Origin of the sequence: Zwartia vadi, from assembly GCF_030410375.1 — a bacterium.
Lineage (GTDB): Bacteria > Pseudomonadota > Gammaproteobacteria > Burkholderiales > Burkholderiaceae_B > Zwartia > Zwartia vadi.
Map to the genome: position 1 here is coordinate 27597 of NZ_JAUHHE010000018.1, position 14618 is coordinate 42214.

Sequence of the window (14618 nt, forward strand, 5' to 3'; positions counted from 1 at the left end):
AGATGGATCAGATTAGCAGCATACATGGTTTTACCTGCCTCTAATGAGCGATTTAGAGCGAATGGTAGCCATTACGCTGATTTCCGCACATTCCTCGTTTTTTCGCTATTTATACCTTTCTCTGATTAGTTCTCGCTCGCGCTTATGATGGGGCAAGTATCTAGTAAAAAAGGTCCGTAGCGCAAGGGGGTTAGCACAGCTAATAATATCTGAGAACTGGCAATCGTCTTGGAGCTTTTGCTCGGAAATTGTCTGCGCAGATCCTGCAAGTTCCACACTATTTCTAACTACGTACTTGTTGATCAGATTAACTTTATTGAAGATTAAAACTGAACTCTCACCCCAAAATTCACAGCGCCAAGAGTCTGACCACTGCGAGCCTCCCCCGAGAGTCCGAGATAGGCATAAGCGTTTTCGGCAATCTTCGCCGTACCGTAAAGACCTACCTGAACAAACGTAGCGCCCGCATGGGGGGTGGTAATGCTTGTATTGATCCCTGCGATCGAAGCGTTTAGTGTTGGATTTAAGACTCCTAAGGAGTCTGCGCCAACCCCCACATAGGCGCGGTAAGTATATGGATTCGTCATGGGAGAGTTGGCTTTTGATCCTGCAGCGATGCCGATCACGCCCCGTACGCCATTGCCAGTAAAGCTGTTGACACTCAAGGCTGACGCGGCACTCCCCTCATTCACACCTGATTGCATCACGACCTGCCAAGTCACTCGAGCATAGGGCGTAATCCGGACATGCTCGATATCCACCGGGCGGCTGACGCCCAAGCTGATCATTGCGTCTTGACCAGAGATGTTCTTGTTTTTGAACCCATTACTCAACCCCGTGACATCTCCACGCGACAGATCGCTTGAGTTCAAACCGAAGCTCGCCATGGCATCCACGATGTACTCCTGCACAGGCAACTTGCCATAAGCAAAAACAGCGCCCTGCTGAATGGTGCCTGAGCCGTAACTTGGATTAAGCGTTGTATTGGATAAAGCCAGACCACCACCGACCGTCATGCCATGTGTGGTCAAGAAATCCGAGCCAAATACAAGCTGGTAAAGATTGCTATTCCAGCCGCCAGAGTAATTGTCGCTCGTGCGATGACCTTTTTGATAGACTAGATCCCCCCAAACATTACCGTTCGCAAACCTCTTGGCCTCCGCATGGGGATTGACGTCTGGATTGGTACTGACAGCAGGCGAAGGCGCTCCACCTGAAAGCGCAGCATGGCTTGCTCCCATGAGCGCCGTATTACCGGCAGGCGATGTCAAAATGTTGGGCAACCCTATTCCCATCGTGTCGCCCATTCGAGTCAGTACAGCTTGTTGCACACGCTGTGTTGTTTGTGCAATCACAGCGACGGCAGCTGTATAGACCTCGCCGGCGAGACTCTGAGCGTAGCTGATGAGATTTGATGCGCTCTGAGTGGAGCCAGCGTACAGTAGCTGATCCTGTGCTGAGTTCGAGGTGCCAGACTGAGTCGCCGTGACCATTTGATCAAGTGCAGCACCAACGGACTGAGCGTTCTGATTGCCCGAGTTCACAGCGATCGTTGATACATAAGACTTAGGAATCACTGCAAGATCAAGACTGTTCGTGCCATCAAGGTTGTAGAACGGCAAAAACTGCCTGTCACTAAGCAGCTCCGCAGGCTGCGTGAGCGTTGAAAATTTGCCAGAGATACCACCATCAGCCGTGATGATACGAAAACGATCACCGATCACTGGTGTGTAGGGCGTACTGCCATAGCCAGATTCTTCGGTATTGAATAGGTTTGATAAAGCTGGGGTCAGAGTCGAGCCGGGATTAATAATGAACTGACCGCCTGTGATGTTCAAATAAGAGTAGTAGCCTGTTGCGCCAACAGGTGAGCTTTGTGAGGCCTGCGTCGTGCCAGCAATATCTTGCTGGTAGACCGAACCATTCGTCATGACAACATTTGCATTGGCATTGATATAACCGGGTGAGTTACCAGGCTTGAACAAGCCGGCAACAGTGACAGGACCTGGAATGGTTCCTGTACCAACAAGCTGAGCCCCCGGTGCCACGTAGACATCACCAGATCCCAAAGTTCCGCCAAGCAAGGACAGCGTACCTGACTCGACAGTGGTGCCACCCGTGTAGGTGTTCACTCCAGACAAAACGGTCATTCCAGAACCGTTGAATGTGACCCGACCTGACCCTGAGAGTTGTCCCAATAGCTGAGCCGCCCCAGCTGTTGGGGCACTAATTATCCCACCTTCACTCAGGATAGATAGAGCTTGTCTGGAACGTTCACCTTTGGTTAAAACGAGTGTGCCACCCGCAAGCACAGGATTTGCGGTCACTCCGACAGCATTCAAACTTACTGTAGAGCCTGTTGTGATGTTTGTTGTGGATGAAGAGTTGCTGTTTCCCCCGCCACCACTTCCACCACCAGATCCTCCACCTCCGCCACCGCTGCCTCCACCACTAAGCGTCACAATTAAATCCCAACGACCACTGACATTATTCAACACCCAGTCATAAGAGCCATAAGTTCCAGAAGTTGGACCACTGAAGTGAGAAGAAGAAAGGCCTGTGAAAACAGCTGAATAAGTCCCAGCGGTTAATGTCGATGCAGGTACACCAGTCACACCCCCAGCGTAAATGCCAAATCTCAAACTAGATGAGGGATTGGTTACAACCATTTGCCCATACTGATTAGGCGATCTAACAATGATGTTGTATCTGTTAGGCAGCTGTTCGTTGTAGGTAAGCGCTGTTTTGGATGGGCTGGAGCTATTACCACCTTGCCCATTGTTGAAGATCGAAATACCTCCTTGGACATTATGAACACCGTACCCATTAGCGCCACCCGTTATTGCGCCGGCATTGGTAAAGTTCACAATATCGACTGCAAAATCAGCTACCTTAACTCCGGAGCCAAAACCCAAACCACTGATTCTGTTTGTGTTAAGGATGTCCTGAATAAAAGCGTTTGAGCGTGATTTTCTTCGTGTTCAAACGCTGGTTATAAAAAATTGCGACTTTGATGACAAATTTGGTTCGATATTCGGGCGTTTTCGCCCCACTCACACCCCGATTCGGGGTGCTGCGTCCTTTATGGACGCAGCTATCCTGTCGCCATCAATTTCCTTCTCACCATCCATACATTACTCAAGGCAAACAGCGTCAAGATCTGTGCCGTGTTCTTGACCAATCCCTTGTATCGAACCTTGCGATAACCAAACTGACACTTCAGGACGCGGAACGAGTGTTCCACCTTGGCACGCACCGCGGCCTTGAGCTTCTCGATGCGTTCGATGGTGTTGCTGATGCCCTTGTCCTTGATCGCCCGGCGTTGGCTCGGTTTCATGGCGACATGCCAGGTGGCCTTGATGTCTTGCGTGTCCTCGCGCTTGTCAGCACCCAGGTAGCCCGAGTCACCAAAGATCACCTCTTCCTCACCATGCACCAAGGCGTGCGCTTGCGTGATGTCATGCTCATTGGCTGGAGTCGTTGTGACCGTGTGAACCAAACCAGAGTCTGCATCCACACCAATGTGGGCCTTCATGCCGAAGTGCCAGTTGTTGCCTTTCTTGGTTTGCTGCATCTCAGGATCTCGCTCGCCCCTCTCGTTCTTCGTCGAGCTCGGCGCACTGATGATGGTGGCGTCCACGATCGTGCCGTGACGCAGCAGCAAACCGCGCTCGCCAAGCATCGCGTTCACCTCCGCCAGCAGTCGCGTGGCCAGATCGTTACGCTCGAGCAGGTGACGAAAGTTCAAGATCGTGGTCTCGTCGGGCAGGCTACCGCGTGTCAGCGACAACCCCGCAAACTGCCTCATCGACTGACTGTCGTACAGAGACTCTTCCATCGCCGGATCGCTCAGGGCAAACCACTGCTGCATGAAATGAATCCGCAGCATCGTTTCCAGCGCGTAGGGCGGGCGTCCTTGTTTGCCCTTCGGGTACACCGGCTCGATCAGCTTGACCAGGCGTACCCAGGGAATGACCTGATCCATCTCCGTGAGAAACTTCTCGCGTCGCGTCAGCTTGCGCTTGGCACCAAACTCAATGTCGGAAAAACTCAATTGGCTCATGATCGATTCGGTTTTGCTGGCAATATCACTCAGACAACTACACTTCCCATGGGTTCGATGAATTCGGGGACTTTTTCAGAGTTTTCTTAACTAAATTAGTGACAATTCCGCTGAGGATATTAATACCGGTTCCATTACTAGTGTTGGCTATAGTTCCACTGTTGTTGATTGAATTGATGTTGCTTGTGATACTGATGTTCGAGATAGAACTCGAATTAATCGTGCCGGAGTTGGTGACTGAATCGATATTTGCAATACTTGTCGTTATCGCTACAGCTCCAGAAACAATACTTCCGAAATTGACTACTTTGGAGCCCGCACCTGATATTTGAATGGCTCGGGGTCCTGTAGTTAATGATGCTCCATCATTAATGGTGATGACGCAATGTGCTTGGCCTGAGTCGTTTATTTGCGTGGAGCTGCTACCTGATACAGTAATGGGACATGAAATTGCGAGTGAATAATACGTGCAAGCAGCAACTAAACTCAAAAAAGAAATGTATCGATTAATCTTAAGAGATATTTTCATTATTCTATTCGTACAGACAAGCCTGCTCTGAGCATCAAAAAACAAAAAATTTAGGAGACTTACTGGAGTTTCCTAAGACCACGCAATTAGCAAGGCATTGTTAAATTCTATCTAATCGCATGGAGTATTTTCGACAAGGTCTGGACTAGTCACAAAAGAAACTCTCAAATACTGTCAATCAGGTTGATGCCTCGATCTGTGGGGCTTCTCTTTTTGCGCAACAAATCGAAAATGCACACCTCTGTAAAGGCATACAACTGAGAGTCATGCGATCTACTGATCTGACAGTTCATTCAGTTTCGCCGTGATCTCACGCTTACTCATCTTGCGCACAGCAGAAATGGCCTCCAACTGGCGTACACGGGGTTTGGTTTTGCCCGATTCCCAGTGGTACACGCTCTGCGCTGAGACCTCCAACAACTTACCCATTTCAGCAGCACTGATCCCAAGCTTTTTGCGTAAAGCAGTAAAGCCTTTAGCGCGAAAGCGCAAACTAGCCCCTGAAACGTCCTCAGTTACTTGAACTGATTTTGAGCGGCTCGACTCCTTGGAGATTTTTTTAACAAGCGATTCTAGATCAGCAAGCCTTCGCTTCAGAGAGGCGATTTCGCCACGGTTTGCTGCGAGCGTCTTTTTTAGCGCTTGGGTCTCAGCTTTGACTTCCTTTTTTGCGAGACGACTGACCTCGCCCTTGAATTTATTCGCAAATGTTGGCATTGCAGTTCCAGGATATGGTGAACTGCGCATTATATCGATTGACTCAAACGTGTGAAGCACTTCATGTCACTCATAGAGAGTGGAGTCAGCTGCATCCCCCAGTACGAAAGAGGAGTTCGACCTTTGATCGCATATTTTGACTTAGGGCATTAGCCAAGTAGCAAAGGGCTGTATCACCCGCATCATGTCCGAAAGTATCATTGATATTTTTGAACCGATCCACGTCTAGCAAGATTAACGTAAAAGTTTCAGCAGATCTTTTAAAGCGCGCGTGTAACTCTTGAATTCGTTGAGTAAAATAACGTCGATTGTATAAGCCAGTGAGTGAGTCAGTAACGCTTTCATGCGTCAATCGATTGTTCGCATCTTTCAATTCCTGAAGTATACGTTCTCGCTCCTGCTCAATTAACATTCGATTCAATTCTGATTGAACTTTAAGCGAAAAAAGCTCAACTATTTCTACCATTCTTTTACATTCATCATCATTGTCCAGACTGCGATTGAAGAAGAGGGCGACATGCCCCATCATTATGTTATGTGAATCCCATAATGGCACACCAATAAATGCCTGATAAGATGTCTGCCTAGTTGAAGCGAAGCGATTACAAACATTTTCCGCTAACCCAACTGCTGATCCAACGCGCATGGTATTCCATTCTTCCCCGAGGTCTTGCTGATAAATCAGTTCGCAAGGCGTATCAGATAATGCGAATTCCCATCCCGTCACTTCTACTCCATCACGCCATGCTGCTAGCATTTTTACAGTATCAGAAGGGGCCTCTACAAGACGCGTAATGAAAACAAAATCAGCAGAAAGTTGACGTGCGATAGCACTTGACGATTCCCTAAGAAAAGATTCCCCTGAAAACGTCGCAGTAGCTTTTAAAAGCTCTCGCAATGTGACAAACGCTGAAAATTGGTCCATAGCAAATAGTAAGAAAAATAATTTACAGAACGTAAAAATCAATGAGATTTATTTAAATTAATTTCTACCGCTGTTTCAATAATTTGAATATTGGTTAATGACGCGATTTAAGGCTCGTTCCTATCAATGAATTTTTTGGTATAGAGATTGGAACGTAGAGCGTCCTTACTAAAAATCAAATGGCGGTTTCAAGTACGAAGTGCAACACGGTTTAAAGACTGGTGAAACACTTCGTACGGAGTTTTAAAACCTAATCGTTTACGTGGCCGGTGATTGATACGATCTTGAATCATTTTAAGTTCATCCGCAGTCACGGTCGATAAGGGTCGTTTTTTAGGAATGTACTGGCGCAATAGGCCATTAAAGTTCTCATTTGAACCGCGTTGCCAACTGGCAAACGGATCAGCAAAGTAAGCCGTCGATTTCAACGCATCATCTACCACAGCATGATCCGCAAACTCTTTTCCATTGTCGTAAGTCACTGTTCTGACGCGCTGCGCCAGAGGGGCGAGACTTGTGATGATCGCCTGACTAACCAAATCAGATGTTTTACGGGTGACGTGCGCGAGGACTGCAAACCCGCTTTTACGCTCTACCAGCGTCACGATTGCTTGTTTGTGGCCGGCTCCGATCACAGTGTCGCCCTCCCAGTGCCCCACCTGACAGCGCATTTCAATATAAGCAGGTCTTTCTGCAATGGGGCGTCTGCCAACGATCTGACCACGACGGTCTCGTCCACTAGCGTAACGCTTACGTTTCTTTTTCTGGCAGCGCAGCTGCTTCCAAAGTACGCCACCAAGTGCCTTATCGGCATAGACGTGTCGGTAAATCGTTTCATGACTGACAGGCAGCGAAGCCGCAATCTGCTCAGGACTCCACTGCAGATTCAGTCGCTCAGCGACCAAGGTTCTCGTCCTTTGGTCGATTTGAAAGGCATTGCGACTCGCTTGGGATCGCTGCTGACAGAGGATCTGAGCCTGACGAGGTCGATAACCACGCAATCCAGAGTTACGCAGAACCTCTCGACCGACTGTCGACTTGTGTCGACCCAGTATCTGGGCAATCGTTTGGAGGCTCTGTCCAGCTTTCATAAGTGCATAAATCTGATAACGTTCAGTTTGGCTGAGATGTTTATAGCTCATAAGGTAACTTTGACTTGGCGGTCGAGAAATCTGAGATGCTAGAACACTCTCAGCCAACCTGCCTAATTAATCAAAGTTGCACTTCGTAATTGAATCCACCAATAATGAAAAAGACCCGCAGTAACAAATAAAGTGGGTCGATGATATGCGCCTCTCAAAAATACTCGATTTAGAAAAATTAAAATTGAGCGATGAGGTTTATGCAGCATTCTGTTAGGCAAGATTTGCAAGTAACAAAAAATATCACCAGTTCAAAGTAATCAAGATGATTTTATCGACTAGTCCTAAATCGCATCCCAAACTATATTGTCTGACTCCATATTGATAGGGTTGACACAAAACGGAAAATAATTAATTCAAATTTTTTTACAACTATTCCTGAGTCCTTCGCACCGAATAAATCCAAATAGTTCTTGTATGTGAATCAGAGGACTACTTCAGTTTTAAACATGGACTAGCCAGATACGCATTAGAATGCTAGGAGCCGAAGCATTACATGCCGTTGGCTATTATAAGTACACCCCTAAAGGAAATTCGAGATATATCTTTGCAAAGGATATACCGGTCAAGCCAATCGCTCAGTCACTCGAAATGCAGACTTTGCCAATCGCTTCACGAGGCTGACGAGCCAATTCAATAAAAGCACGAACGTAATCTATAGTTGTATCTGCTTCCCTTACTCCTAGGTATATCTGTTTGGCGATACCGCGTGCGCCTAACCTCACGGGTACCACACCCATCTTGGCTGCGTATTCCTCGACTAGCCAGCGAGGCAAAGCGGCCACGCCGCGACCGCTGGCTACCATCTGCAGCATGATGTCGGTGGTTTCGATGGTCTTGTGTCGCTTGGGCGTGATCCCGGCTGGCAACAGGAATTGACTATAGATGTCCAGGCGTTCTATATCCACTGGGTAGCTGATGAGTACCTCCTGGGTTAATTGCTGGGGTTTTACATATGCTGTCGAAGCCAATGCATGATTTTTGCCCACAACAAGTACCTGCTCGTAGTCGAACACAGGTTCGAACTTCAAACCAGGTTTATAAAGTGGATCAGGAGTGACCAACAAGTCGATTTCGTAACCTATAAGCGCGCCAATCCCTCCGAACTGGAATTTTTGTCTGACATCCACATCCACGTCGGGCCAAGCGGTTAAATAGGGTGATACCACCTTGAGTAACCACTGGTAACAAGGGTGGCACTCCATGCCGATGCGTAGCGTACCTCGCTCGCCCTTCGCAAACTGTTCAAGGTGCTCTTCGGCTAGGTCCAGGAGCGGTAGCACCCGGTTTGCTACTGTAAGTAGATACTGACCGGCTTGTGTTAGACGCAGACTTCGTCCTTCTCGTAACCAAATGTCGTTGCCCAGTTGCTGCTCAAGTTTCTTCATGGTGTGGCTTAGAGCCGACTGGGTCAGGTGCAGCATGCCCGCAGCGGCAGTCAGCGAGCCTTGTGTCTCGACCTGTTGAAGGATTCTTAAATGAATGCGCTCGATCATTTGAATGATTATTTTTCATGGATATATGAGAAATAACCATTTTACTTCATGAGTTGTGGAATCTAGCATATCAATCATGGCATCTGTTTTATCTTTGATTGGTAACGAAAATGACATATTCTCTTCGTGTAGTAGGGGTTTCTGGTGGTCTACAAAGCCCTTCCAAGTCTGTAGCCTTGGCCGAGCACATATTGGGTTTAATCGCCGAAGAAATCTCAAGCGAAGAACATATGGTTGAACTTGGGCAACTCGCACCGCTGCTTGCTGGAGCGATCTGGCGAACTCAATTGCCAGAAGTAGTTGAGCGCAAGCTTGCTGTTGTCGAACAAGCTGATATGTTAGTGGTCGTAACTCCGGTCTACCGCGGTTCCTACACGGGGCTCTTCAAGCACTTCTTCGATTTTATTCATCAGGACGCCTTGATCGATAAGCCGATTTTGTTGGCTGCTACCGGTGGCAGCGAGCGCCATGCATTGGTGATCGAGCACCAGTTGCGGCCGCTTTTCAGTTTCTTCCAGGCCCGCACGTTGCCATTAGGCATTTATGCGACTGACAAAGATTTTTTCAACTATCGATTGCAGGACGCCGACCTGATCAAGAGGATCAAACTGGCGTTGCAACGAGCAAAACCATTGCTGGAGTTGACGCGCAAAGCCAAGCACTCTTTGGTCGAGTAATTAGCTGTGGCCTGAAACAGAAATTGGCCATTTCTTATCTTTAAATACTCAAAAATTAAATCACTATGAACCAAGATCTCATTTTTAAACTGAAAAGTATTTGCTTCGATGAGAACTATTCTCCATCGGACAGTACGCGTCTCACCACGAATTTTGCTAACTTGGCACGAGGCACGAGTCGGCAACTGAATTTGCGCAACACATTGGAGATGATCAACAATCGCTTCAATAATCTGGCCCAATGGGATAACGCATTGGGAGATCGATACGCTGTTGAATTGGAGATTATCTCTGTCGAGATTAGTCTCGGTTCTGGAAGTAGCGAGACTGCATTTCCATTGATCGAAATGCTCAATACCAGCATTCTCGATAAGAAGGCGAACAAGCGCATCGATGGCATCGTGGGAAACAACTTCTCTTCCTACGTGCGCGATTACGACTTCAGCATCTTGCTGCCGAGCTTCAATGTGGATCGCTCGGAATTCAGTATTCCAGATGATTTTGGAGACTTGCACGGAAAGCTGTTCCAACAATTTTCTTGCTCTAGCACTTACAAGCAACGGTTTAGCAAGCCACCAGTCATTTGTATCAGCGTGTCGACTAGCAAGACCTACCAGCGGACCTTGAATCAGCATCCGGTATTGGGGATTGAGTATCAACAGAATGAACTGTCTCCGACCGATCGTTACTTTGCAAAAATGGGAATGCAGGTTCGTTTTTTCATGCCGCACAATGGTGTTGCACCATTGGCTTACTACTTTTACGGTGATTTACTGGGCGACTACACAAACCTTGAGCTGATCAGCACAATTAGCACCATGGAGACCTTTCAGAAGATCTATCGTCCCGAAATCTACAACGCAAACTCTGCTGCGGGAAGACTATATCGCCCAAGCTTGGAATGTCAGGATTACTCGTCAACGCAGATAGTCTACGACCGGGAGGAGCGCACCCAACTAGCCGTTAATCAAGGAAAATTTGCGCAAGAGCACTTCATCAATCCCTACAAGAACTTACTTGAGCAGTGGGTGACTGATTTCGCGCATTAAATGCTTGATTTATTCGGAACAATTCACGTTCCATACTTATATATATTACAAGGAATTTTCATATGTTTGAAACCTCGATAGCCGGGAGTTTACCTAAGCCCGCATGGCTGGCTGAAACTAACAAGCTTTGGCCTCAGTGGAGGGTTGAGGGCGACGCACTGCTTCAGGCCAAAGCCGATGCGACCCTGTTGTGGATCAAGGCTCAGGAAGATGCTGGCCTGGACATCGTGAGTGAAGGTGAGCAATCACGCCAACATTTTGTGCACGGATTCCTTGAGCAGATTGATGGCATAGACTTCGAGCATAAAGTGAAGATGGGCATCCGAGATAACCGCTATGACGCGATGGTGCCGCAGGTGGTATCGGCCCTACGATTGAGAGGTCGCGTGCATGCCTTCGAAGCGCAGCTGGCGCGGGCGCATACGAAAAAGAAGTTGAAATTCACATTGCCTGGCCCGATGACTATTGTTGATACCGTGGCAGATCGATTCTATGGCGACAAGGTCAAGATGGCATTTGCGTTTGCAGAATTACTCAATCAGGAGGCGCTCGCATTACAGGCAGATGGTGTGGATATCATCCAGTTCGATGAGCCCGCCTTCAATGTCTACATGAAGGATGCGGCTGATTGGGGGGTGCAGGCGCTGGAGCGCGCTGCGAAGGGCTTGAGCTGTACAACGGCGGTGCACATTTGCTACGGCTATGGCATCAAAGCCAACACCGACTGGAAGAGCACGCTTGGAGACGAATGGCGCCAATACGAAACGGTATTTCCTGCGTTGGCCCGCAGCAGCATCGACCAGGTGAGCCTTGAATGTATTCATTCACATGTACCCCCTGATCTGATGAAACTGCTGGAAGGTAAGGATGTGATGGTAGGCGTCATTGATGTGGCCAGCGACGTGGTCGAGACACCTGAGGAAGTGGCAGATTCCATCGGCCTGGCGCTGCAGTTTGTGCCGAAGGAGCGGTTGTTCCCGTGCACGAATTGTGGCTTGGCGCCGATGGGGCGAGAAGTAGCTTTGCGCAAGCTTCAAGCATTAGCTGAAGGCACGAGGCTGGCAAAGGAGCGGCTTTCCAAAACTTGATCAGCAGGATACGAATCAAGGACGCTATTAGCTTTTCCAAGAAACGTAATCAATCGCTATGCAACTATTCGTCGAAAAATCTTCGGTGAATAGTTCTGGCATGAACTCAGGAAATAATATTAATCGAATAGAAGTCACAATCAGCGGGTACAGCGCCGAAGGTAATTTAATAATGCCTTCTAAATGAGGTGACTGCCAAAGACGTTCAAATCTCCGTTTATTCTGGTTGAGTTCATCTCTTCCCGACCTGTTAATAGGACTGGTGGTCGTCGCTATTGCGTTCAAGGGTGGTTGGGAAATTCTGGGGCAAGCGCGCGATGCGCGTCGGCCTGAAGCATCGACAGTAAGCGGGCCACACTCTTGAGGGCGAATTCGAAAATCGGCTCACAATGTGAACGAAAAAATAGACCCAATGGCACGGGTGACGGGCGAGGGTACTGCCACTATGTGATTACGCGCACGCGAAGCAACTGAATTGCTAAACGCGCGAATGTTTTTCATGACTCACCAACCTCGTACAGAGGCTTCATTGATGCCGCTATAGTTTTGCCTTCCCCGCAGCAGACGCGTGTGAAGTGGCCATCTTCGAGTGGCGGCGGTTCAAATACAATCTTTCCCACCGCGACATTCGGTTTGCAGAGTAGGCTTTTCTGATGATTGCGCGCGCTTTTGGCGGTAGATGCTCTCGATCCTTCGTGATAGTGTCAAGGTTGAAGTCCTTGTCTTTAACTGGCAATTTTGCTTCGAACAGATAACGATATCCCGACACCAAGGCGTAGCAGAGCAGTGCGCTGAGCACCATTAAGTAAAGTTTCACCGTGTCCATGAGTAATAATAAATAAATAGAGCGCCATGCTTCGCAGGTCGCTAGAATCCAATAACGCACTGTTCGCGAAGCTGCATTTTGAAAGGGCCGGCACGATTGCGGCGTATTGCGCCGCGTCCGAAAGTACGGAAAATATTATTCCGTTCCAGTGTGTTGGATCGAAAGTGGGGCTTTAGGGATAGGCCGACTTGACCTCTTGCTCCACTAGAGCCTTAAGCTGCTCATAGCCAAATTTAGGCAAAGGCTGGCCATTGACAAAAAAGGTGGGCGTCTGTTTTATATTCAAGGTACGAAGATCTGTCTTGTCTTGTTCAATAACCGCCGCAACGGTTTCCTTACCCGCGTCTTTACGTGCCTTTTCAACGTCCAAACCGCTTTCCTCGAGAAAGCCCCAAATTAGATCTGGCTGCGGATTGTCATGCGAGGCCCACTGGGGCTGCATGCGCAGAACCGTCTCGAGAGTCGGCCAGTACTTATCTTGCATTCTGGACGCCTCAAGAATCTTGATCATGTCTTCGGAGCCCTCATGAAAAGGGGCATAGCGAATGACGAGTTTGACCTTTCCTTCATGGGCGTTGACGAGATCTTTGACGCCGGGGTAGAAAGCCCGGCACGTTTCGCAGGATGGATCAAAAAATTCGACGATCGTGACCTTGGCGCTAGCTGCGCCGAAAACTGGCGAATGCATTCGAACGAGCTCGCTCACCGTGACATTCGCCGCGTTCTGCTTGCGAAGCTGGCTCTGTTCGTACATGAATGCGCTTACGGCAAATACCATAACCGCGACGATGCTGGTGAGAACAAGAAGAGTCTTTTTTTTCACTTGAAAGGACCTTTTTTAACGATAAGAAGAACGGCGAGCGTGGTAAATGCCGCCAGCGACAAGAGGGCGCATTGACTCGGCTTTTTTGTTACTAGCCGGGAGCCGTTGCCTCACGTAATTTGTTACCCATTAATGACTTTAGTGGGTGGCACTTATGGGGAGGCGATTGAGCATGTCTACACGCAAGGAGTTGATTGCCGCTACAAAGCTGCGATATGGTGCTGGTAATCCATCAGAGAAGCGGACGATTCTCGAGGAATTCGTCGGTCTTACCGGCTATCACCGCAAGCACGCCATCAGAATCTTGAATCAAACCAACACGCCGGCTGAGCGTAAGCCACGAGATCGGACATACGACGAAGCGGTCAAACAAGCCCTGGTGTTGCTTTGGGAGGCTGGTGACCGGCTTTGTGGCAAGCGTTTGAAGGTACAGATACCCATACTGATCGAGGCGCTTGAGCGGCACGGCAAGCTGTCACTGGACCCTACTGTAAAGACCAAGCTGCTTCAAATAAGCGCATCCTCAATCGATCGAGTGCTATCAGATACCCGACAGGCCGCTAGTCATAAAAGGAAACGAAGGACTGGCGCGGCAACCGCGGTACGGCGCAGCATCCGTGTACGGACCTTCAATGATTGGAATGACCCGCCACCTGGTTTCTTTGAAAGTGACATGGTCGAGCACTGTGGTGGTCCTAAATACGATGGCTACTACGTCCATTCGCTAGTTATGACCGACATTGCCACAGCCTGGACAGAGTGCATGGCCTTGTTGACCCGGAACCAAACACTGATAGTTGAGGCATACGAGCGGGTGAAGGCGGATCTGCCCATGCCCTTCCTTGGTCTGGATACCGACAATGACAGTGCCTTCATGAACGACACCGTCGTCGAGTTCTGCAAGGACAGCGACATTGAGTTCACGCGATCCCGAGCCTACAAGAAGAATGACCAAGCCTGGGTCGAGCAAAAGAACGGTGCCATCGTTCGGCGCTTGGTGGGCTACGGACGCTTAAGTGGCCATAAAGCTGAACGGCTATTTCGTGAATATCACGATCTTAGTCAAGAAACCGAGCTGAAAATGCTCGGGCTTCAAAAGGCACAGCACCTCGCCACATGGGATTCGTTTGCTGTCGCCGCCTTGGTCGGTGTGGCCACCATCGTCGGCACGGTGGTAACTCTGCTCAAGCACTGACTGACAGACTACGCTTTTAGCCCGGCTTCATGCGCGTAACGGAATTTTCGGCGATTCCGGTTTATATCCCCAGCATGGTGTTTTCGGG

Annotated in this window: 11 protein-coding genes; 4 read left to right on the forward strand and 7 right to left on the reverse strand. The window is 48.8% G+C overall.

Translation table 11 applies throughout. From position 1 onward, the window contains the following. Nucleotides 1-323: 323 nt before the first annotated feature. From QWY27_RS13900 to QWY27_RS13925, 6 genes are all read right to left on the reverse strand, one after another. Nucleotides 324-2867, reverse strand: a complete 2544-nt coding sequence (locus QWY27_RS13900) for an autotransporter outer membrane beta-barrel domain-containing protein (protein WP_290199020.1) — start codon at nt 2865-2867, stop codon at nt 324-326. Between the two features lie 227 nt (nt 2868-3094). Further along, complete coding sequence (locus QWY27_RS13905) at nt 3095-4063, reverse strand: IS5 family transposase (RefSeq protein ID WP_290199021.1); 969 nt, start codon at nt 4061-4063, stop codon at nt 3095-3097. An 802-nt stretch (nt 4064-4865) separates the two neighbouring features. Continuing rightward, nucleotides 4866-5309: a helix-turn-helix domain-containing protein gene (locus QWY27_RS13910; protein ID WP_290199022.1), complete on the reverse strand. Its 444-nt coding sequence runs from the start codon at nt 5307-5309 to the stop codon at nt 4866-4868. Between the two features lie 85 nt (nt 5310-5394). Next, nucleotides 5395-6234 (reverse strand): sensor domain-containing diguanylate cyclase, encoded by an 840-nt coding sequence (locus QWY27_RS13915; RefSeq protein WP_290199023.1) that lies wholly within the window; start codon nt 6232-6234, stop codon nt 5395-5397. Nucleotides 6235-6422: 188 nt separating this feature from the next. Then, the gene (locus QWY27_RS13920; protein ID WP_290199024.1) at nt 6423-7376 is read right to left on the reverse strand and encodes an IS30 family transposase; all 954 of its coding nucleotides are present in this window, start codon (nt 7374-7376) and stop codon (nt 6423-6425) included. A gap of 578 nt (nt 7377-7954) precedes the next feature. Next, complete coding sequence (locus QWY27_RS13925) at nt 7955-8872, reverse strand: LysR family transcriptional regulator (RefSeq protein ID WP_290199025.1); 918 nt, start codon at nt 8870-8872, stop codon at nt 7955-7957. A gap of 110 nt (nt 8873-8982) precedes the next feature. Here QWY27_RS13925 and msuE point away from each other — a divergent pair, with 110 nt between their 5' ends. The 3 genes from msuE to QWY27_RS13940 all read left to right on the forward strand — a co-directional run bounded on the left by msuE (nt 8983) and on the right by QWY27_RS13940 (nt 11686). Beyond that, nucleotides 8983-9549 carry an FMN reductase gene (gene msuE / locus QWY27_RS13930; RefSeq protein WP_290199026.1) on the forward strand — a complete coding sequence of 189 codons (567 nt, stop codon included), beginning with the start codon at nt 8983-8985 and terminating at the stop codon, nt 9547-9549. 65 nt (nt 9550-9614) lie between these two features. Next, complete coding sequence (locus tag QWY27_RS13935) at nt 9615-10598, forward strand: DUF1852 domain-containing protein (RefSeq protein WP_290199027.1); 984 nt, start codon at nt 9615-9617, stop codon at nt 10596-10598. Between the two features lie 62 nt (nt 10599-10660). Beyond that, nucleotides 10661-11686: a methionine synthase gene (locus QWY27_RS13940; RefSeq protein ID WP_290199028.1), complete on the forward strand. Its 1026-nt coding sequence runs from the start codon at nt 10661-10663 to the stop codon at nt 11684-11686. A 998-nt stretch (nt 11687-12684) separates the two neighbouring features. On the opposite strand, the gene QWY27_RS13945 is transcribed toward QWY27_RS13940, so the two are convergent. After that, entirely contained in the window at nt 12685-13335 is a 651-nt protein-coding gene (locus tag QWY27_RS13945) for a DsbA family protein (RefSeq protein ID WP_290199029.1), read from the reverse strand. 172 nt (nt 13336-13507) lie between these two features. On the opposite strand from QWY27_RS13945, the gene QWY27_RS13950 reads away from it, so the two are divergent. Beyond that, nucleotides 13508-14530, forward strand: coding sequence for a hypothetical protein (locus QWY27_RS13950; protein WP_290199030.1), 1023 nt, complete (start codon nt 13508-13510; stop codon nt 14528-14530). The last annotated feature ends 88 nt before the right edge of the window (nt 14531-14618 follow it).

Bases quoted from the DNA above. Each gene is read 5' to 3' on its own strand.
- QWY27_RS13940 (WP_290199028.1), top strand. From the start codon at position 10,661: ATGTTTGAAACCTCGATAGCCGGGAGTTTACCTAAGCCCGCATGGCTG.
- msuE (WP_290199026.1), top strand. From the start codon at position 8,983: ATGACATATTCTCTTCGTGTAGTAGGGGTTTCTGGTGGTCTACAAAGC.
- QWY27_RS13950 (WP_290199030.1), top strand. From the start codon at position 13,508: ATGTCTACACGCAAGGAGTTGATTGCCGCTACAAAGCTGCGATATGGT.
- QWY27_RS13925 (WP_290199025.1), bottom strand. From the start codon at position 8,872: ATGATCGAGCGCATTCATTTAAGAATCCTTCAACAGGTCGAGACACAA.
- QWY27_RS13910 (WP_290199022.1), bottom strand. From the start codon at position 5,309: ATGCCAACATTTGCGAATAAATTCAAGGGCGAGGTCAGTCGTCTCGCA.
- QWY27_RS13905 (WP_290199021.1), bottom strand. From the start codon at position 4,063: ATGAGCCAATTGAGTTTTTCCGACATTGAGTTTGGTGCCAAGCGCAAG.
- QWY27_RS13915 (WP_290199023.1), bottom strand. From the start codon at position 6,234: ATGGACCAATTTTCAGCGTTTGTCACATTGCGAGAGCTTTTAAAAGCT.
- QWY27_RS13920 (WP_290199024.1), bottom strand. From the start codon at position 7,376: ATGAGCTATAAACATCTCAGCCAAACTGAACGTTATCAGATTTATGCA.
- QWY27_RS13935 (WP_290199027.1), top strand. From the start codon at position 9,615: ATGAACCAAGATCTCATTTTTAAACTGAAAAGTATTTGCTTCGATGAG.